Consider the following 18,483-nt stretch of genomic DNA (forward strand, 5'->3'; position numbering starts at 1 on the left):
TGAATAAGCTACTAAAATGTATATATTCCATGGTCAGGAACAATACAAAGTACGATTACTCGCACGCGGTCTCTATGGACCAATAATATGTAGTTTAGTATACCATGAATATCCTCAGTTTAAAATTATGAATAGCTGAGGTTTATTTCCTATGCACAAATAATAGTGAATAATCCTTCAACTTATGAGTTAGTACTTGACTAATCGTAGGAACGAGGCTGGGACAAAAGTGTTTTGTTCCAGCCTCTTTTAAGTTGATCAAATATGGTGACCAGGACCATTTTTTCTTTTTTGAACATCATGTTCTTTCGCATGAGCATTATGCTCTGCTTCGATCGCATCCTTAGATATATGATTGTTTTTCTTTGGTGAATTGATTCTGTTTCTATGTTTTTTACCCATCATTCATCTCTCCCCGATTAAGATTTCTGTCTTTCTTTCCTTGAAGAGTTAGGCTTAGTACGATTTCGAGTAGAAGGGTTTGTTTCATTTGCATGCTGAACAGCCTGCTGAAGCTTTTTACTCATTTTTTCATTTGTCATGATCATACCTCCTTCTATCGTTAGTTTTACCAGTTGGTTTCTTCCTATCCATAAAGCTTCAGCATCGTTGCATATGTAAAAGAAAAGGATTACAATAGTACCTCAGGCAGTCATTTATTAGGAGGAATAGTAAGATGAGTATACATATTAATGCGAAAGAAAATGAAATTGCAGAAACAGTATTACTTCCTGGAGATCCGTTAAGAGCAAAATATATAGCAGAAACTTTTTTGGAAAACCCGGTATGTTATAACGAAGTTCGGAATATGTTCGGGTATACAGGCACGTACAAAGGTAAACGGATCAGTGTGCAGGGTACCGGTATGGGTGTGCCTTCCATCTCCATCTATATCAATGAGCTGATGCAGAGCTATAATGTTCAGAACCTGATCCGTGTCGGAACATGTGGTGCTATTCAGAAGGATGTGAAAGTTCGCGATGTCATTCTTGCCATGACATCATCAACAGATTCACAGATGAACCGTTTGACGTTTAATGGAATTGATTACGCTCCAACAGCAAACTTTGATTTATTGAAACGGGCTTACGACAGTGGAATCGAGAAGGGTTTGAGCTTGAAGGTTGGAAATGTATTTACAGCTGATATGTTCTACAACGATAATGCGGAGCATGAAAAATGGGCTCAATATGGAATTCTTGCAATTGAAATGGAAACTTCCGCACTTTATACTTTAGCAGCTAAATATGGGCGGAATGCTCTTTCCGTTCTGACTGTAAGCGATCATATTCTGACTGGTGAAGAGACTTCATCAGAAGAGCGTCAAACTACATTCAATGAAATGATTGAAGTGGCTCTGGAAGCTGCGGTCAAGGCCTAAATAGTAAAGATAACGTTTTCTTTGAACTGCTTACTAAAAAGTAAGCAGTTTTATTATGGAACAATACAGCAGCCAGTAGGATTATCCTGATTACAGGATGCAGGATTCGTGTTAAGATGTAGGATGTACAATAAAGAGAAACTAGGTGAAAGTATGAAAAAGGTCATCCTGGTTATTGCCGGTTCCCTTATTTTATTATCGGGGTGTCAGCAAGCACAAGAATGGTCAAAGGATTTATTAGGCACTAAAGACACAGAAGAGAAGAAAGAAAACGTTGATGATAACGGTCAGAGTGCAGGGGCTCCTCAAGAGACTCCTCAGGATGACACTAATCAACAGCAGCCCGAACAAGAAACCGTCCCGCCTGAACTCCAATTGGAATCACATTTTTTTAATGATGTGAAGGTAGTGGATGGAAAGCAGGTTATTCAGAACCCTGCCAATATCCTTGCACTGGTAAATAAGGAATTCGCGCTCGGAGAGTATAAACCGGCCGATTTGGTACGTCCTGAGGTTCCTTTTGTTTTCGGAAATCAGGAAATCGAGAAAGCCTATATCCGTGAAGAAGCAGCGAGAGAATTGGAGAAGATGTTTGCAGCAGCGAAGTCTGAGCAAATCTTCCTTACAGCCATTTCCGGTTATCGTTCTTACGATTACCAAGAAATGCTGTTAAATCGTGAAATCGAGCAGTTTGGAAAAGAAAAAGCGGTTATGGCAGTTGCGCCGCCCGGTCAAAGCGAGCATCAATCAGGGCTGGCAATGGACATTTCAAGTAAAAGCAATGATTTTCAGGTGAATATCAAATTCGGTGAAACCAAGGAAGGGAAATGGCTTGCCGAAAATGCTTATAAATTTGGGTTTATCCTACGATACCCAGAGGATAAAGTCGATATTACTAAATACCAATATGAGCCATGGCATTTCAGATATGTTGGACTTGAGGCCGCGAAAGTAATCCACGAGAATGACTGGACTCTTGAAGAATATTTTAATAACGTGAAAAAGATCTAATTAAGAAGGCAGGAAGCTTTATAAAGCTTCCTGCTTTTTTATTTGAAAACAAGCGTGCTGAGCCATGCATATTAACACCTGTCCCTTCCATTCAGCAAAGTGAAATTAAGTCAGGAGTAAAAAGATAGCACGAAAAAATAGAATACTTTTTTTGGCTTTTTCAACATAGAACAATAAAGGAGAGGTTGTCTTTTTAAGGATAGGGGGATGGTCAATGGTCAGGGGATTTCTCATTTTGGTGGCAGGAAGCATTCTGATCGGCATAGGAATTAATCTGTTCTTTGTCCCTCACCAGTTTCTGGATGGGGGCATGATTGGAATCGGGCTTATCTTTCACTACTGGTTCGGATTTAAATCAGGACTTACTATCATCCTTTTGAGCATACCACTGTATTTGATCGCTTATTTTAAGGACAGATCGCTTTTTTATAACAGTATACACGGTTTATGGCTGTCTTCTTTTATGATTGATTTTTTTGATGAATGGCATGATTTATATAACATTTCTCCGTTACTCAGCGCTTTCACTGGCGGCGCATTTGTGGGAGTGGGAATCGGCCTCATGCTGAGAGCTGATTCAGCGACTGGCGGCACGGACTTATTGGCGCAGCTGATTGGGAAAAGCCTTGGATTCAATGTAGGCAAGTTGATATTTGCAATTGACAGTATGGTTGTATTAATTGGGTGGTCCATCATTGGATCAGAGTCGTTTTTGTATTCTTTGTTTGCCATAAGTACGGTAGGTTTTTTTACCACGCTTTTGACACATGATAAAGATAGAGGTGGAGATATTCCTTTCGCTAAATGAAAAAAGCTGATAAAATGAAGAAGTTATAGGATTGTCCATAGTAAATATTCATGTTATTCTAAACGGAAATTCTCAAGATACATAGCAATGAAAGTGGTGGAAGCCTTGGAACAAGATAAAACAAAAGAACAATCAGTACATCAAGAAGAAAACCAATCAAGCTATCTGAAAATAAAAAAATTCAAATTTGTGATGCTCCTCTTTTTTCTCGTTTTTGCTACCGCAGGAATAACGACATTTGCGTTGGCGTTCGGAGATGAAAAGGCAGTGAATGTAGGCGTAACAGAACGTTCTGAGTTCAACAAGCTTTATGAAGCTTATGATAAATTGAATGAAAATTATTATAAGGATCTTGAACAGGAAAAACTGGTTAATGGAGCAATTAACGGTATGATTGAGAGCGTTGGAGATCCTTACTCCGATTACATGAATCAGGAAGAAGCCAAAAAGTTTGAAGAAAGCATTTCTTCATCTTTTGAGGGAATCGGAGCTGAAATTCAAGAGAAAGATGGGTATATTTCAATCGTATCCCCGATTAAAGGATCACCTGCAGAAAAAGCAGGTTTACAGCCTCATGATAAAATCATAAAGGTCGATGGCGAAAGTATCCAAGGAATGTCTGTAACCGACGCTGTCCTTTTAATCCGCGGTGAAAAAGGAACCAAGGTGAATTTGACGATCCAGCGCCCTGGGCAAGAAGGGAATATGGAAGTTACGATCACAAGAGATGAGATTCCGATCGAAACAGTATATGCTGAAATGAAGGAAAATGGAGTAGCTGAAATTCAGATCACCAGCTTCTCTGACAACACTTATAAAGAATTGGTCAATGCTTTAAACGAGATGAAGGATAAAGGAATGAAGAAGCTTGTTCTGGATTTGAGACAAAATCCAGGTGGACTTCTTGAGCAGGCAGTCAAAATTTCCAATCTTTTTGTTCCGGAAGGAGAAGTACTATTCCAAGTTGAAAACCATGACGGCAAGGTTGAAAAATATGTGTCTGAAGGCGGTCAGAAAGTAAATGTACCAACAGCCATCCTCGTGGATGAAGGCAGTGCGAGTGCTTCTGAAATTTTAGCTGCTGCAGTCAGTGAATCGAATGAAATTCCATTGGTAGGGACGAAAACCTTCGGAAAAGGAACGGTCCAAACCGCAGAGACTTTTGAAGATGGTTCAAATATGAAATTTACAACTGCCAAATGGCTGACGCCTGAAGGGAATTGGATTCATGACAAAGGCATCAATCCTGATTATGAAGTGAAAATGCCTGAATACGCACAGCTACCATTCATCAATCCAGATAAAGAGTTAAAAGAAAGTGATATGTCCGATGCAGTGAAAACAGCAGAACAGATGTTAAAAGCTTTGGAAATAAATCCAGGGAATGTTGACGGCTTCTTTGATGAAGATACGAAGAGTGCCGTGCAGCAATTCCAAGAAAACAATAAACTTGAAGTTACCGGAGTTCTCAAAGGGGAGACGACCCTGAAACTCATGGAGAATCTCCGTCAGAAACTGCAAGAAAATGATCCTCAATTCAAAAAAGCGGCTGAGATTCTAAAAAAATAATGAATTTAAAAGATCTCAGGAATTTTCCTGAGATCTTTTTGTGTTGTTCAATAATTCCCTCCTGCTTACTTGTATAGAAGAAATGCATATGACCAAAAATGATAGTAAAGTTTGAGGTGATTTATGATGAGAAAATGGACAGCCATTCCACTAATACTTGTCTTGACATTTATAGTCTATTTAGTAATGAATGATACAAGTCTTCAACCTGAAATGACAAAGGTAAATGATGCTGCAGGGTTGAAAAGTACCAAAGGAGATAAAACAGAATCGAAATCGATATTCCCAATAAACAGTATTGAGAAAGAAGAACCGGTCAATATCCTTGTCGTGGGATCAGATCAGCGTAAAAATGAAGCAGAACGGGCAGATGTGCTGATGGTCGCTCAATATGTTCCAGAACAGACTACGGTCAAACTCATTTCCATTATGAGAGATACTTATGTGGAGGTTCCGGGATATGGGAAAAGCAAAATAAATCATGCCTATTCCTGGGGAGGCAATGAATTATTGAAACAGACCTTGCGGCAGAATTTTGATCTTGAGATCAATCATACCGTAAGCCTTGATTTTCAGGACTTCATTAATATGATGGGGATCATTTTTCCGGAAGGAGTGCAGGTTACTGTTTCTGAAGGGATGATAAACCACTGGAAATGGACAAAAGAGCCAGGCAAACAACTGCTCAAAGGAGAGGAAATCCTGCAGTATGTCCGTTTTAGAGGTGACATTCAAAGTGATTTCGGCAGGGTGGACAGACAGCAGGAAATCATTGCATTGGCTGAAAAAAATATTATGGATAAAATAAAATCGGGTAATGGTATTTCAACTGCCATAGGTCTTGTTCGTGAAAGCTTTAAGAATATTGAAACATCCTTATCGATTGATCAAGTGATGAAACATGGCATATCATTCATGTTTCACCCAGTTGATAATATCGAGACTCTTCGAATACCAGTTGAGGGAAGTTATCGGAATGTCTTAAAGCCAGGTGACGGGCAGGTATTGGAAATGGAAGGACAAACTAACCTTGAAGCACTTAAAGAGTTCATTCAATTATAAAAATGAATTAAATATCAGCAGGAATGAAATTCTGATGCGTCGAGGTCAAGGTAGCTTTCGATCCGTTGCATCTTTCTTACGATCAATTGATATAGATATTGTTTATATTTATCGTCATCAGTGTGGTCATATTCATATTGAAGAATTTTCAGATGTTCCAAGTGTTCCTGGAGAGATCGTTCGTCACTGTCTGAACCGCCGGATTGAACTTTTCTCAGGATAACCTCTACAAGTCGTTCATTTGTGGCTTCAATGGTTTTTGTTCCTTGGCGCACATAGATGGCACCATAGCGGAGTTCTCCTCTTGTGACAACGGAGGTATAGGGGACATATCTCGGATCGTAATCAATAATAAGTACTTGGAAGCGTTTCATGTTTAAAAGGGGGTGGATGTTACCGGTAAAAATGAAATCCTCGGTTCTGTAACGTAAATATTTTGGAAGGAGATGCTGAAGTTTGTTATCGACATCGGCTTTATCTAAGAATTCATCATCAGTTAATCCTTTCAACTCTATTGACCCATCATCATATTGCATCACACCGATGATGATGCAGCCACCTCCTGAATTGGATATGGCCAATACATGTTTAGCAAGCTTGGAGACTTCGATCCAATCAGATTTGAAATCCACATAATCGGTTTCCCCTGTATTATGCAGCAATAACTCTTTTAATGATTCATGCGAAGGATTTTTAAGGAAATCCCGGAGTCTTAAAGGCACAATTTTTTCATAGAACAATGGAAATCCCCGCCTTCACCAAACAGTCTTCTTCTATTATATAACTGTCCGGTCTGCCCTTAGAACAAACAAAAAAACGATTGGCCTTTCATTGTATTTAATTTAGCTTTTATATAAAATGAAGAGATGAGATCGAAATAAAGAGGGGAGTGACAACTAATGAAGAAAGAAGTCTTTATATTATCCGGGTTTCTTGGGAGCGGAAAGACCACTTTATTAAAAGAAGTGCTGCAGTCATTAAAAGTTGAAGAGAAGAAACCGGCTGTTTTAATGAACGAGTTGGGCAATGTTTCGATCGATAGTGATGCAGTGGAAGGTGATACCGCTTTGCGGGAACTCCTGGACGGGTGTATATGCTGTACCATTTCTGAAAAATTGGAGTCTCAATTACAGGAGCTATTAGTCAACGAACAATTCGATGTGCTCATCATCGAGACAACAGGCGCTGCTCATCCAGTAGAGGTAGTGGATTCGATTCTTTCCCCGTTGTTTGCAGAAAGATTTGAATTCAAAGGCATCATTACAGTAGTCGATGGTAAGCAATGGAAAGACCGTTCTCAGTTCAGTCCTGCTGTATTGCATTTGATGAGGGAACAGATCAGGCATGCCCAATATATAATCGCGAATAAAATGGATCTGCTTACCGAAATGGAACAAGGGAGTCTCGTTTATGACTTGCAACATTTGAACTCAAATGCAAAAATATTCATGACGAATTATGCGAAGGTATCGATGAAAGATATATTTTCATCGGAAACGTTTCATGATTTCGATGCTTACGACAGGGCTGCAATTGACGATCAGCTTGCCTTACAGGCAGTGGTTTACACGTTTAAGGGTACTGTTGATGGTGAAGAGTTTGAACAATGGGTTAAACAACAACCAGAGACTATTTACCGAATGAAAGGGTACATACCGTTCAGAGGCAAAAAATATCCTGCGATGTTTCAATATTCATACGGGATGCCTTTATTCATGCAGGCTGATATGAAGTATACGACTAATTTTGTCGTTATTGGTGAAGGATTACATAAATCAGAAATTATACGAGGACTTGAAGAAATCGATCACACCTGAACTCTGATAGTGATCAATATACAAAAAGGGCTAACCGAGTTGGTTAACCCTTTTACTGTTAATGTGTACTTTCGCCGAATTTTTTGAAGGTCATTTCATCTTCTACCAATCCACAAGCAGCACACTGAACTTTAAGTTCAGGACCATTATAAGCCAGATGGAAAGGATCGAGGCTGTCTTCCTCATACTGTTGAACAACCTGACCTGACTGGGGGTCCAATTTCACACTCTGCGATACTTGTTGAATGATGTTAAACCTTGTTCGGTTCGTCCTGCAATTCGGACAACGATACGGTGTAGTCATAAGAATCACCTTTCTTTTTTTTTCTATTATGCTCAGCTGAATAAAATTTATGTGAGGAGTTTTACTATGGGTATCAATACATATCATATATTGCTTGAAAATTATCGGTCCATTTGGAAGAATCGGCTCCTTCCTGCTGGGAACAAAGCACCAGAGGTCATTCTGAAAGAAGCCATTATGAGGGAACTGCTCGACGAAAACAGTCATCCGCGTGTTAGAAAGCCATTGAATGCCAAATATGTATCTTCAGCTAAAAGAATTCTTGAATCTGATTTATCTCCTGATAGTAAAATCGAACTGCTCCGGTTACATATAGAAATGCTTGAATTACTGAATGAAGAGATCTGAAAAGTTCATCCGATGATTTAAAACCAAATTATCATATTTCGGGACTTATTTCTTTTCTTCATACCCTGCAAGGTATATAATACAACATAGTTTAATGAAAAGGATGATACAGTATGCTGTTACTAATGATCCTTACTATTAGTTTGCTTTCCTATACACTGTACTATCGTTATGCACCAGTCCGCGTTAAACGATTGAATGAGAAGACTCTGAATGATGCTCAGGTCATTATTGATGTCAGGGATTATCAGGAATCATATAAATCATCCTGCGACCAGACTTTAGCCATTCCTTGCGGATACTTGAAACGTCATGCACATGAAATCCCGGCCGAACAGATTGTTGTGCTTGGAAATTCTGCAGTTGAATGCAATGTCGGGGTCAGACAATTAAGAGGTTTGGGATTCAACGTAGTGGGATATATAAGGATGGAAAGGAACAACCCGTGCAAAAAAAGCCTATCAATGGGATAAAATGCCCGTATTTTTGACACGGATTTGTAATATCCGTTACAAAAGGACTTGATTACGAATGGTGTCAACATTCTTTTTGCGGTAAATTTTAGTTCACTGAGTAAAATAATTCTTATTGCGGAAATGTAAGTTAAAAAATTGAATCCTTTATTTATCTGAGATTGCTAGCTTACATGATAAATTGTTTTTCATAAATGAACAATTTGAACTCGATTACCAATTCCTCCCGTAATTGTAACAACAAAAGGGTGTTATGATGAATGTGCAGCAAGAAAACAACACATTCACTAAGGAGGAATTCATCTTTATGAACAAGAAAAAATTGTTATCAGCAGCAACAGCATTAACATTATTAGCATCACCATTAGCGGCAGGCAGTGCAGACGCTGCAAGTCCAGAACAAGTAAAAACTCAAGTGAAAACTTTTCAACTAAATGGTAATCAAGAGGAATTAAATAAATATATTCAAGATATTCTATCAAAATATGGAGCAAATGCTCAGAATATCAATTTTCAAGATTGCTTGAAAGGACAAGCACCTCAACCTAAGGAAGCACCAAAAGCTGATGCTCCTGCACCTGAACAAAAAGCTCCTGAAGCAGAAGCACCTGCTCCAGCGCAGCCTAAGGCTCAGGAACAACAACAAGCTCAGCCAAAGGCCCAGGAACAACAAGCTCAACCTCAAGCTCAGAAACAACAACAGCAAGCAAAGCCTGCTGCTGAAACTGGCGAGTTAAGCCAATATGAGCAGAAAGTGGTTGAACTTACAAACCAAGAGCGTGCAAAGCAAGGACTTCCGGCACTTGAAGTGGATGCTGAGTTAAGTAAAGTTGCAAAAGAAAAATCTCGCGACATGCAAGCGAATAACTACTTCTCTCATGACAGCCCGACATACGGTTCACCTTTTGACATGATGAAGCAATTCGGTATCGAATATTCTTCAGCTGGTGAAAACATTGCGATGGGTCAGCCTACTCCAGAAGAAGTAGTACAAGCATGGATGAATAGTGAAGGTCATCGTAAAAACATCATGAACTCTAATTATACTCATATCGGTGTAGGTCATATTGAAAATGGACACTACTGGACACAGCAATTCATTTCTAAATAATAGGATATGAATGGGAGCAGCCTCTTAGCAGAGGCTGCTTTTTTTCTATTTGTATCAATACATGCGGGTATTAATGGATTCGCATAACTCTTTGATATACAGCTAATAGTTGCATTTCATCTAAATGATTCTTAGTATGGTAATATAAAGATTTTTTGGAGTGGATTTTGGTGAGCAAAGACAAATCAGTTCTGATAACCGGTGGCTCTAAAGGAATCGGGAGCCAAGCAGCTATTGAATTTTCCAAAAAAGGATACAATGTGTTCATTAATTATAGAAGCGATGGAGATTATGCGAATAATTTCGTCCAGCATTTACGAGATGTTTACTGTAATGAAGTTTTTGCCGTAAAAGGAGATGTTTCAAATCCTGATGCCTGTGAAAAAGTGGCAGCGGCAATAAATGCAAAATGTGATGGCATTGATATTCTGATCCATAATGCTGGTCCTTATGTTAAAGAAAGAAAGACATTTGATGAATATTCCCCTGAAGAATGGAATTACATAGTAAACGGTAATCTCAACAGTGTCTTTTACCTGACTCGCGGGATGATTCCGAGAATGAGAGAAAAAAAATGGGGAAGAGTCATCACATTTGGGTATGACCGGGTAGAAACTTCCCCTGGTTGGATCTATCGTTCCGCTTTTGCAGCTGCGAAAGCGGGGCTTGCTTCATTTACGAAAACAATTTCAATTGAAGAAGCCAAAAATGGAATCACGGCAAACATGGTTTGTCCCGGTGATATCGTGGGACAATGGAAAGAAGACGAAATTGTCCATGCCCAGAAGAAAAAAGATTCCACCACGCCGGTCGGACGACCTGGTACCGGACAAGACATAGCAAGAGTAGTGGAATTTCTCTGCAGGGAGGAATCGGATTTTATAACAGGAGCGGTGATTCCGGTTACTGGAGGAAAAGATGTCCTCGGTAAAGTTTTTCACAAATAAAAAAAGAAGATTCGCTCTTAGAGATCGAGCGAATCTTCTTTGCTATGCTTTCATTTCTTTCATATAATCTTTTCTGAATCTCTTCTGAATAAAAAGCAGTCTTCCTGAAAGAGTCAAAGCCCCTGCTGTCAATCCGGAAGTAAGGCCAAGCCAGTAACCATAGGGTCCTAAGCCCGTGAAGTTTGCCAATAGATAGCCGAGTGGAAGACCGATCACCCAATAGGAAATCAGTGCCATGATAAAGGTGATATTCACATCTTTATAACCTCGCAGAGCCCCCTGGACCGGAGCCTGTATCGCATCAGAAAGCTGAAAGAAGACCGCATACAATAGAAAATGACCGATAAGCTCGAGAACATATGCATCACCACTGTATAGATGCGATATTTCATTTCGGAATACATATAGAATCACACCATAAATAATGGCCAGTATAAGAGCGATACTTACGCCCATCCAGCTGTAAGCTTTCGCATCTTTAAGCCTTTTGGCACCGACTTCGAAGCCGACTACTATCGTCAGCGCCATTGAGATACTCAACGGAATCATATATAAAAATGATGCAAAATTGAGCGCTGCCTGGTGTGCTGCGATGACTGCTGTTTTATATTCACTCATCAATAATGTAACAGCAGAAAAGATGCTGACTTCAAAAAATATGGATAATCCGATGGGTACACCGATTTTGAAAATTTCTTTCCACTTACTGAAATTAGGTTTTTGCATCGTGTTGAATATATGGAAATCCTGAAATGGACGTTTCGTTTGGATGACCCAGAAAGCAATGATCGTGATGATCCAATAAGTAATCGCAGAAGCGTAGCCTGCTCCTACGCCGCCAAAGGCAGGAACACCGAGCTTTCCGAATATGAAAATATAATTCAATATAACGTTTATCGGGAGCGATAGCAGGGTGATGAACATGGTCACTCTTGTCAAACCAAGTGCATCGAAGAAGGATCGCAATACGTTGTAGATAAACAAGGGGATCATCCCGATTGATAACGCGGTCAAGTAATCTTTGGCAACACGATGCACGTTTTCGTTAAGGTTCATGCCGTTCAGAATGGGATCTAGAACAATCATGCCGATTAACATGACAAGAAGTGACAGAAAGACGGCTGCATAGACCCCTTGAAAAACGGTATGTGGCACATCTCTCTTTCTTCCACCTCCAATCAATTGTGCGACGATCGGTGTAACGGCAAGCAGTATTCCGCTAAGTCCGGTAAAGACTGGCACCCAGAGCGAAGACCCGATAGCTACTCCTGCCAGATCATTAGGGGAGAATTGTCCGGACATGATCGTATCAAAGAAATTCATAGAGAACATGCCGAGTTGAGTGATCAGAATAGGGACTAGAATCATCGAAAACTGTGACAGCTTTCCTTTTATGCTGTATGTCTGTTTCATATATGTCTGACTCCTTATGCTCATTTGCTGTAAATGTTGGTGAATGCATGCTGCAATTACCAAATGCACTACCATACTGTACCATAATAATTGGAAAGTAAGTACTGAAAAATCTTTAGAGTGTCATTGCCGCTTCCGAAGGGAATAAGAGGAAAGATTAATTCATTGTTCTATCCGAAGCGCATTTTTGATAAAGTGTATATGGATAGTTAAAAAAGATAAGTGATAATGACTAGATAGGAGTACATATATGAACAAACATATTTTATTTACAGGCGGTGGTTCTGCTGGACACGTCACAGTGAACACAGCATTGATTCCCCATTTTGAACAGGAAGGATGGAGAGTGACCTATATAGGTTCTGAAGACGGGATAGAGAAAGAAATCATCACGGATCAGTTTCCACATATTCCTTATGAAAGTATCTCGAGTGGTAAGCTGCGCCGTTATTTCTCCTGGAAAAACTTCACAGATCCCTTCAAAGTGATGAAAGGGCTCATGGAGGCATTAATGGTGATCCGCAAAACCAAACCGGATATCATCTTTTCGAAAGGCGGATTTGTATCTGTGCCTGTAGTAATGGCAGCTAAAATGGCAAAGGTGCCAGTTGCGATCCATGAATCAGATGTCACACCGGGATTAGCCAATAAACTGGCAGTACCTTTCGCAACGAAAATATTCACGACTTTCCCTGAAACCGTAAAGAGTCTCCCGCAGGAAAAGTCATTATGTGCCGGTGCCATCATTCGGGAAGAATTATTCAAAGGTGATTCGGCAGAAGGAAAAAGACTGTCAGGGTTTTATGAAGAAAAACCTGTCCTGATGATCATGGGAGGCAGTTTAGGGGCGAGAAAGATCAATGAATCAGTAAGGGTGAATATCGCTGATCTGTTAGCTCAATTTCAAATCATCCATATTTGCGGTAAAGGGAATATTGAAGAACAATATACTCAAAAGGGCTATAGGCAATATGAATTTTTAAAAGGTGAACTTCCGCATTATTTAGCGATGACCGATTATGTCATTTCACGTGCAGGATCGAATTCCATTTTTGAATTTTTGGCATTGAAAAAGCCTATGCTTCTCATTCCGCTTTCAAGGGAAGCCAGCAGAGGGGATCAGATTTTAAATGCCGACTCTTTTGTAGGGCACGGGTATGCGCTGAAACTTGAAGAAGAAGAACTGACAAAAGAAAGCTTTTTGAATAAAGTCAACGAATTGAAAGGAAGCCAGGAGGCGATCCTTTCAAACATGAGAAGTGGACAAAAGGCATACACGATAAAGGACATGTATCAGGAACTTGCCGCTATGTCGAAATAATAACTCAATCTCTTCCTTTACGCATATAGTGTATAAATAGGTGAAGGGGGAGAGGATGGTATGAGTTATCAATATTCTAAAGGATGGTATATAAAAGAGCTTAAAAAGATGGGCTTCAACTATCATCCTGTCGATAAACGGAAACTCGAAAACTATAAAACATTTGTTGTGAGAAACCTTTATTTTGAAAAACTGGCAAAGAAGAAATAATGAAATAGCTGGCTTCTATGTTTATAAGTGCATAGAAGCCAGCTATTTATTGGTTGATTCTTCTTAGCAGCGTACTGAATTCATCATGCCCGGGACAAGTTGAAAAATCGACTGCAAGTAAGTGACAGTCGATTAATAGGTTCTCTGACTTTGATACATGTTAGGCTTCCATAGCCTGTTCTTCCTGTTCTTCCACAGCCTGATACAAATGAAGTGTGTACAAATCTTTAGGAATCTCGTAAAGATCATATACTTCTTCGGATGAATTTAATTGTTCATAAAGAGCTTTTCTTGTTTCATTGGCATTCACAACATAAGGTAATTTTTGTGCGGCCTTTTGTGAACGGGTATTGATTTTGCGAATTCTCATAAAGATCGTTTCCATACCGAGCTCATAGAAAAGTTCATGAAAAAATGCATCTTTCGCAGGCTTGTTATAGCCTTTGCCGTGGAAAGGCTTGCCGATCCAGGTGCCTAGAAAACCGGCGTTTTCCTGGATATCGAATAAATTGATAGTGCCAATGGCATTGCCCCATTCATCGATAATGGTGCGTGAGATCAACTCTCCACGTTCTTCTGCTTCAATTGTCTGCTTTGTTAAGAAGAGGAACTCATCATGCGAGTATGCTTTTTGACGCACAAAAGGGAAGACATCCGGGTGCACCAACAGGTCATACAGAGCATGACAGTCCTGTAAATCACGTTTCTTGATCATAGTAGACCCTCCTTGAGGGCAGTCTGCATGCGTACGATCCCACCCTCGAAATTTTTAAAAGTTAACTAAAAAATTTCGGGGTGGGAATCGAACCCACTAAGACCAGTCAAGAAACTGGTGGCGCACCTTTTGCCTTCCCTCCATTACAATCGCTCTATTATAAATAGATCGAGCTTAAAGAACATTGTAATCGGAAATAAATATCCTTCTGTATCATATATGAAATTATATAAAAAGGGAATAGGGAAAATGCTTAATTTCGCTAAAAAAATATAACAAATTTCTACAAATTCTGATATGCGATTACACCATTTACAAACGTGAAAACCGGCTTAGCCATAAAGTGAAACGGGTGATGGTTCCACACCACCAAATCTGCATCTTTCCCAGCTTCCAAAGAACCGATTCGATCACTTACCCCCAGGTTTTCAGCAGGGAGAATTGTAATTCCTTCCAACGCCTTCTGTTCGTCAAGACCTTCCCGGACGGCGATTGCTGCACACATGTTCAAGTACTGAATCGGGGTGTAAGGATGATCTGTCGTAATTGACACTTCAACGCCTGCTTCTGTCAGTTTTTGATATGTAACCCAGCTTTTATTCTTCAGCTCTACTTTCGATCGGCGTGTAAAAGTCGGACCGACGGATACTCTTAAATTTCGCCCGTTTAATTCATCTGCAATAAGATGACCTTCTGTACAGTGCTCAATCCGTAAATCTAAATCAAATTCTTCTGCAAATCGAATCGCGGAGAGGATATCATCGGCACGATGAGCATGTATCCTTACCGGTATATCCTTTTTCAAAGCAGAGACCAGAGGTGCCACTCTCAATTCCTCAGGCTGATCACAATATTTGGCTGAGAAGAATGCTTCCCGAAGCATTCCCATGATACCCATTCTGGTAATCGAATCATTATTTCCATTGCTGTGTATACGTTTTGGATTTTCCCCCAAGGCGAGCTTCAATCCTGAAGTCTCCTTGATCATCATGGAGTGTATGGAAGTTCCATGCGTTTTGATGACAGAGGTTGTCCCTCCTATGACGTTGGCACTGCCTGGCATTACATTCACTGCAGTAACACCATATTTAAGGGCATCCTGAAAACCTGGGTCGAGCGGGTAAACTCCGTCGAACGCACGGATATGAGGGGTCATTGGCTCAATCGTTTCATTTGCGTCATTCCCCGCCCAGCCTGTCCCTTCATCATATAATCCCAAATGTGTATGGGTATCGATGAATCCCGGAAAAACATACTTCCCCCTGCAATCAATCACCCTTATGTTGGCAGGCGCTTCTATTTTATGTGGATATATTTGCTTGATTTTCCCCTCAGAAATAAAGATGGAACCATTTGGAATGGGTGACGAAGTGATTGGATATATGGCTGCATTTAATAATAGTATCGAATTCATGATTAATCCTTTCATTTAACTCCTATTCTAATCATTTTTTTGACAAAATAGAAGTTAAGATTTCTTTTTATTTCGAAAATATGAAAATAACAGGTATAAACAAATTCCAGCTATGGCAATTATACTTAAAGGTTTGAGGTATCTGACGCCTACTACTTCAATATGTTCCCAATGGATACCAAGCTCCATTCCTATGATCATAAACAGCAGGGTCCAGGGGAGCATGGCAGCAAACGTATAAAGTGTGAAAGCTGTCAAAGACATCCTGCTGATTCCTGCAGGAATGCTGATGGCATGCCGGACCACAGGAATGAAGCGGGCAGTGAAGATAACGATTGTTCCGTAACGGTCAAACCATGATTCAGCAGATTCAATATGTTTTTCGGAAATAAACAGGTATTTACCGTATTTCTTAAAAAAAGGTCTTCCCCCGTAATATCCAAGCCAGTAAAGAAAGAGCTGGGCCGCAGTACCCCCGATAACACCACTCAGAAAAGCCCCGATAAAGGAAAGCTTGCCCGTACTGACCATGAATCCCGCATAACTTAACACTAGCTCGCTGGGAATGACTTCGATCATCAAAGCGAGTGCGATTCCGATATAACCCCAATCCGATAATAAAGTGAGTAAATTGACTAACCATTCGTGATTCATCTGTACCTCCTACATTACGCCTGAATATTGCAGGATGAGGATCAGTATCCCCAACGCCCATACATAATACGAAAATAGCTTTAACGAGTGCTTTTTTAAGAAATTGACCATCGAAACAATTGCAAGATAGCCGAATACAGCCGAAGTGACCGTCCCGACAGCCAAGCTTGTAAAAGAGATTGCTTCAACATGGCCGCTGAACATTTCTTTCCCTTGAAAAACAATTCCCCCGAGAATGGCTGGTGTAGAAAGAAGAAATGAGAAATAAGCTGCAGTTTCTCTATCGAGTTTTCTAAACAATCCTGCTGCAATTGTAAGACCCGATCTAGAGAGAGCAGGGAAAATCGCCGCAGCTTGGAAGCTCCCGATAATCAAAGCGTCAGTATAATTTATATCCTCCAATTTCTTATGACCGTTTTTCACCCCGTCTGCCATGAACATGATCAATCCGGTAGCCAGAAACTCCCAGCCGATGGTAGTTCCACTTTTTGAAATCGCATCAAAGAAATCCTCAAATAACAAACCGATGAAAACAGCCGGTATCGTCCCGATCACAAGTATCCATGAAAGCTTACTAAATGGGTGTTTGATCATATAGAGAAGTTCTTTTTGATAAAAGACAAGAACGGCAACAAGTGTGCCGATATGCAGCATGGTATCAAGGAATAACCCGGCTTCTTCCAATCCAAAGGCGAATCTGCCGAGAAATAAGTGTCCTGTACTTGATATTGGTAGAAACTCGGTTAACCCCTGAATGATTCCCAGAACAAATGCTTCAAATTTATCCATTTTGCATCGAACCTTTCTTTTAATATACTTCGGACAAACCTCCTCACTAAACGTATATTCATCCTTTCTGCATTTCATGAAGAAGTTCACTGTTTGTATTAATTTTCAATAAGATGAAACTTTAGCAGCTGAAGAACGTAAATATAATGAGAGGTGTAATACAAAGGTTTCAGTAAGGAGGAAGAAGATGCCGACGAAAGATGAAAGATTGATGGCTGCACTTATTTATGTATCAAGCTTTTTTACTGTTTTTATTGGGCCGATCATCATCTGGCTTCTGAAAAAAGATGAATCTGAATTTGTCGATTATCATGGAAAAGAGTATTTTAATTTTCTGATTTCTTATGCAATTTATGGAGTCATCAGTTCGATTCTGATTATCGTACTGATCGGATTGGTCATTGCTCCGATTGTAGGGCTGCTGGCCATAATCTTTACAATATTAGCCGCAATTAAAGCATACGAGGGAGAGCATTACCGCATTCCCACCGTTATCCATTTCTTTAAGTAAGAATGAAGAAGGGCTCATAGCTGATTAAAGCTGTGAGCTCTTGCTCATTTATTGGAATTATGTTGACAATTGATACTTGAACTTGATAATTTATATTAAAATAACTTCTCAAATACATAAATTGATAGATGGTGAGGCTTGAGGAGAGGGGAAGATTATGACGAGGATTGATAACAAAGAAAGATTGCTGAGATTGATGACCATCTTTTCCCAGGAAACAGATGAAGACCATGAACTGAGTTTGGATGAAATCATCCTGCGTTTCAAACAGATTTATGGACCGGATATGAAACTTAATAAAAATTCCTTGAAAGATGATATCAATCATTTGATCAATCATTCATTTGACGTTACCATCAATCAGGAAAAGGACGGGCTGCCAAAGTTCTACAGCCACCAATACCGACTCTTTGAATTATACGAACTCCGCATGCTGGTGGACGCAGTCGTATCGGCGAAATTCATTACCAGGCAAGAAACGCGGCAATTGATCGGGAAAATCAGAAAGCTCACGAGCTATCATCAAGGGAAAAAGCTTCAGAATGAGATTCAGGTGGATTCATCTATTAAGAGTGAAAGTCCATTTATCAGGCTTGCGATTCATGACCTTCATCAGGCCATTTCC

At 39.9% G+C, this 18,483-nt stretch carries 22 protein-coding genes and 1 pseudogene; 14 read left to right on the top strand and 9 right to left on the bottom strand.

The features are described from left to right. Positions 1-258: 258 nt before the first annotated feature. Together yoyE and HP456_RS25330 are read right to left on the bottom strand one after the other, a co-directional pair. The gene (gene yoyE / locus HP456_RS08235; protein ID WP_376766201.1) at positions 259-402 is read right to left on the bottom strand and encodes a protein YoyE; all 144 of its coding nucleotides are present in this window, start codon (positions 400-402) and stop codon (positions 259-261) included. Positions 403-419: 17 nt separating this feature from the next. After that, positions 420-542 carry a hypothetical protein gene (locus HP456_RS25330; protein ID WP_281357989.1) on the bottom strand — a complete coding sequence of 41 codons (123 nt, stop codon included), beginning with the start codon at positions 540-542 and terminating at the stop codon, positions 420-422. Between the two features lie 134 nt (positions 543-676). Here HP456_RS25330 and deoD point away from each other — a divergent pair, with 134 nt between their 5' ends. The 5 genes from deoD to HP456_RS08260 all read left to right on the top strand — a co-directional run bounded on the left by deoD (position 677) and on the right by HP456_RS08260 (position 5,831). Then, entirely contained in the window at positions 677-1,381 is a 705-nt protein-coding gene (gene deoD / locus HP456_RS08240) for a purine-nucleoside phosphorylase (RefSeq protein WP_172249911.1), read from the top strand. 153 nt (positions 1,382-1,534) lie between these two features. Continuing rightward, positions 1,535-2,392, top strand: coding sequence for a M15 family metallopeptidase (locus tag HP456_RS08245; RefSeq protein ID WP_172249947.1), 858 nt, complete (start codon positions 1,535-1,537; stop codon positions 2,390-2,392). 214 nt (positions 2,393-2,606) lie between these two features. Next, a complete protein-coding gene (locus HP456_RS08250) occupies positions 2,607-3,200 on the top strand; it encodes a YitT family protein (protein ID WP_172249913.1) in 594 nt (197 codons plus the stop codon). Positions 3,201-3,305: 105 nt separating this feature from the next. Further along, a complete protein-coding gene (locus tag HP456_RS08255; RefSeq protein WP_446680269.1) occupies positions 3,306-4,769 on the top strand; it encodes a lmo1851 family serine protease in 1,464 nt (487 codons plus the stop codon). Between the two features lie 123 nt (positions 4,770-4,892). Then, a complete protein-coding gene (locus HP456_RS08260) occupies positions 4,893-5,831 on the top strand; it encodes an LCP family protein (protein ID WP_172249917.1) in 939 nt (312 codons plus the stop codon). Positions 5,832-5,845: 14 nt separating this feature from the next. Here HP456_RS08260 and HP456_RS08265 read toward each other — a convergent pair whose 3' ends face one another. Further along, on the bottom strand, positions 5,846-6,571 hold the full coding sequence (locus HP456_RS08265) for an AlbA family DNA-binding domain-containing protein (protein WP_172249919.1): 726 nt from the start codon (positions 6,569-6,571) through the stop codon (positions 5,846-5,848). 159 nt (positions 6,572-6,730) lie between these two features. Between HP456_RS08265 and HP456_RS08270 the strand changes: the two genes are divergently transcribed. Then, entirely contained in the window at positions 6,731-7,648 is a 918-nt protein-coding gene (locus HP456_RS08270; RefSeq protein WP_172249921.1) for a CobW family GTP-binding protein, read from the top strand. Between the two features lie 58 nt (positions 7,649-7,706). Here the strand turns inward: HP456_RS08270 and HP456_RS08275 are convergent, their stop codons facing one another. Further along, a complete protein-coding gene (locus tag HP456_RS08275; RefSeq protein WP_172249923.1) occupies positions 7,707-7,952 on the bottom strand; it encodes a DNA alkylation repair protein in 246 nt (81 codons plus the stop codon). A 66-nt stretch (positions 7,953-8,018) separates the two neighbouring features. Here HP456_RS08275 and yoyC point away from each other — a divergent pair, with 66 nt between their 5' ends. The 4 genes from yoyC to HP456_RS08295 all read left to right on the top strand — a co-directional run bounded on the left by yoyC (position 8,019) and on the right by HP456_RS08295 (position 10,831). Beyond that, the gene (yoyC, locus tag HP456_RS08280; protein ID WP_172249925.1) at positions 8,019-8,300 is read left to right on the top strand and encodes a protein YoyC; all 282 of its coding nucleotides are present in this window, start codon (positions 8,019-8,021) and stop codon (positions 8,298-8,300) included. 113 nt (positions 8,301-8,413) lie between these two features. Further along, complete coding sequence (locus HP456_RS08285) at positions 8,414-8,773, top strand: rhodanese-like domain-containing protein (RefSeq protein ID WP_172249927.1); 360 nt, start codon at positions 8,414-8,416, stop codon at positions 8,771-8,773. A 307-nt stretch (positions 8,774-9,080) separates the two neighbouring features. After that, the gene (locus HP456_RS08290) at positions 9,081-9,884 is read left to right on the top strand and encodes a CAP domain-containing protein (RefSeq protein WP_172249929.1); all 804 of its coding nucleotides are present in this window, start codon (positions 9,081-9,083) and stop codon (positions 9,882-9,884) included. 170 nt (positions 9,885-10,054) lie between these two features. Beyond that, positions 10,055-10,831, top strand: a complete 777-nt coding sequence (locus HP456_RS08295; protein ID WP_172249931.1) for an SDR family oxidoreductase — start codon at positions 10,055-10,057, stop codon at positions 10,829-10,831. A gap of 42 nt (positions 10,832-10,873) precedes the next feature. Here HP456_RS08295 and HP456_RS08300 read toward each other — a convergent pair whose 3' ends face one another. Continuing rightward, the gene (locus HP456_RS08300) at positions 10,874-12,244 is read right to left on the bottom strand and encodes an MATE family efflux transporter (protein WP_246288875.1); all 1,371 of its coding nucleotides are present in this window, start codon (positions 12,242-12,244) and stop codon (positions 10,874-10,876) included. Positions 12,245-12,494: 250 nt separating this feature from the next. Here HP456_RS08300 and murG point away from each other — a divergent pair, with 250 nt between their 5' ends. Then, entirely contained in the window at positions 12,495-13,565 is a 1,071-nt protein-coding gene (gene murG / locus HP456_RS08305; protein ID WP_172249935.1) for an undecaprenyldiphospho-muramoylpentapeptide beta-N-acetylglucosaminyltransferase, read from the top strand. 60 nt (positions 13,566-13,625) lie between these two features. Continuing rightward, positions 13,626-13,775 carry a DUF2639 domain-containing protein gene (locus HP456_RS08310; protein WP_172249937.1) on the top strand — a complete coding sequence of 50 codons (150 nt, stop codon included), beginning with the start codon at positions 13,626-13,628 and terminating at the stop codon, positions 13,773-13,775. A gap of 160 nt (positions 13,776-13,935) precedes the next feature. Here HP456_RS08310 and HP456_RS08315 read toward each other — a convergent pair whose 3' ends face one another. From HP456_RS08315 to HP456_RS08330, 4 genes are all read right to left on the bottom strand, one after another. Further along, positions 13,936-14,490, bottom strand: coding sequence for a GNAT family N-acetyltransferase (locus HP456_RS08315; protein WP_172249939.1), 555 nt, complete (start codon positions 14,488-14,490; stop codon positions 13,936-13,938). Positions 14,491-14,773: 283 nt separating this feature from the next. Then, positions 14,774-15,904, bottom strand: a complete 1,131-nt coding sequence (locus HP456_RS08320; protein WP_172249949.1) for an amidohydrolase — start codon at positions 15,902-15,904, stop codon at positions 14,774-14,776. A 54-nt stretch (positions 15,905-15,958) separates the two neighbouring features. Next, entirely contained in the window at positions 15,959-16,558 is a 600-nt protein-coding gene (gene uptA / locus HP456_RS08325; protein ID WP_172249941.1) for an undecaprenyl phosphate transporter UptA, read from the bottom strand. A gap of 9 nt (positions 16,559-16,567) precedes the next feature. Beyond that, positions 16,568-17,347, bottom strand: coding sequence for an undecaprenyl-diphosphate phosphatase (locus tag HP456_RS08330; protein WP_172249943.1), 780 nt, complete (start codon positions 17,345-17,347; stop codon positions 16,568-16,570). A gap of 187 nt (positions 17,348-17,534) precedes the next feature. Here HP456_RS08330 and HP456_RS08335 point away from each other — a divergent pair, with 187 nt between their 5' ends. Beyond that, positions 17,535-17,858, top strand: a complete 324-nt coding sequence (locus HP456_RS08335; RefSeq protein WP_172249945.1) for a DUF4870 domain-containing protein — start codon at positions 17,535-17,537, stop codon at positions 17,856-17,858. Between the two features lie 157 nt (positions 17,859-18,015). Then, a pseudogene (locus HP456_RS08340) lies at positions 18,016-18,483 on the top strand (helix-turn-helix transcriptional regulator); the annotation flags it as partial.

Source organism: Bacillus haikouensis, from assembly GCF_013179555.1.
Lineage (GTDB): Bacteria > Bacillota > Bacilli > Bacillales > Bacillaceae_B > Rossellomorea > Rossellomorea haikouensis_A.

Excerpts from the sequence above, each read along its gene's own strand:
- HP456_RS08275 (WP_172249923.1), bottom strand. The coding sequence starts at position 7,952 with ATGACTACACCGTATCGTTGTCCGAATTGCAGGACGAACCGAACAAGG.
- HP456_RS25330 (WP_281357989.1), bottom strand. The coding sequence starts at position 542 with ATGACAAATGAAAAAATGAGTAAAAAGCTTCAGCAGGCTGTTCAGCAT.
- HP456_RS08245 (WP_172249947.1), top strand. The coding sequence starts at position 1,535 with ATGAAAAAGGTCATCCTGGTTATTGCCGGTTCCCTTATTTTATTATCG.
- HP456_RS08320 (WP_172249949.1), bottom strand. The coding sequence starts at position 15,904 with ATGAATTCGATACTATTATTAAATGCAGCCATATATCCAATCACTTCG.
- uptA (WP_172249941.1), bottom strand. The coding sequence starts at position 16,558 with ATGAATCACGAATGGTTAGTCAATTTACTCACTTTATTATCGGATTGG.
- HP456_RS08260 (WP_172249917.1), top strand. The coding sequence starts at position 4,893 with ATGATGAGAAAATGGACAGCCATTCCACTAATACTTGTCTTGACATTT.
- HP456_RS08310 (WP_172249937.1), top strand. The coding sequence starts at position 13,626 with ATGAGTTATCAATATTCTAAAGGATGGTATATAAAAGAGCTTAAAAAG.
- HP456_RS08290 (WP_172249929.1), top strand. The coding sequence starts at position 9,081 with ATGAACAAGAAAAAATTGTTATCAGCAGCAACAGCATTAACATTATTA.
- deoD (WP_172249911.1), top strand. The coding sequence starts at position 677 with ATGAGTATACATATTAATGCGAAAGAAAATGAAATTGCAGAAACAGTA.
- HP456_RS08300 (WP_246288875.1), bottom strand. The coding sequence starts at position 12,244 with ATGAAACAGACATACAGCATAAAAGGAAAGCTGTCACAGTTTTCGATG.
- HP456_RS08330 (WP_172249943.1), bottom strand. The coding sequence starts at position 17,347 with ATGGATAAATTTGAAGCATTTGTTCTGGGAATCATTCAGGGGTTAACC.
- HP456_RS08270 (WP_172249921.1), top strand. The coding sequence starts at position 6,731 with ATGAAGAAAGAAGTCTTTATATTATCCGGGTTTCTTGGGAGCGGAAAG.
- HP456_RS08315 (WP_172249939.1), bottom strand. The coding sequence starts at position 14,490 with ATGATCAAGAAACGTGATTTACAGGACTGTCATGCTCTGTATGACCTG.
- yoyE (WP_376766201.1), bottom strand. The coding sequence starts at position 402 with ATGGGTAAAAAACATAGAAACAGAATCAATTCACCAAAGAAAAACAAT.
- murG (WP_172249935.1), top strand. The coding sequence starts at position 12,495 with ATGAACAAACATATTTTATTTACAGGCGGTGGTTCTGCTGGACACGTC.
- HP456_RS08335 (WP_172249945.1), top strand. The coding sequence starts at position 17,535 with ATGCCGACGAAAGATGAAAGATTGATGGCTGCACTTATTTATGTATCA.
- yoyC (WP_172249925.1), top strand. The coding sequence starts at position 8,019 with ATGGGTATCAATACATATCATATATTGCTTGAAAATTATCGGTCCATT.
- HP456_RS08250 (WP_172249913.1), top strand. The coding sequence starts at position 2,607 with ATGGTCAGGGGATTTCTCATTTTGGTGGCAGGAAGCATTCTGATCGGC.
- HP456_RS08285 (WP_172249927.1), top strand. The coding sequence starts at position 8,414 with ATGCTGTTACTAATGATCCTTACTATTAGTTTGCTTTCCTATACACTG.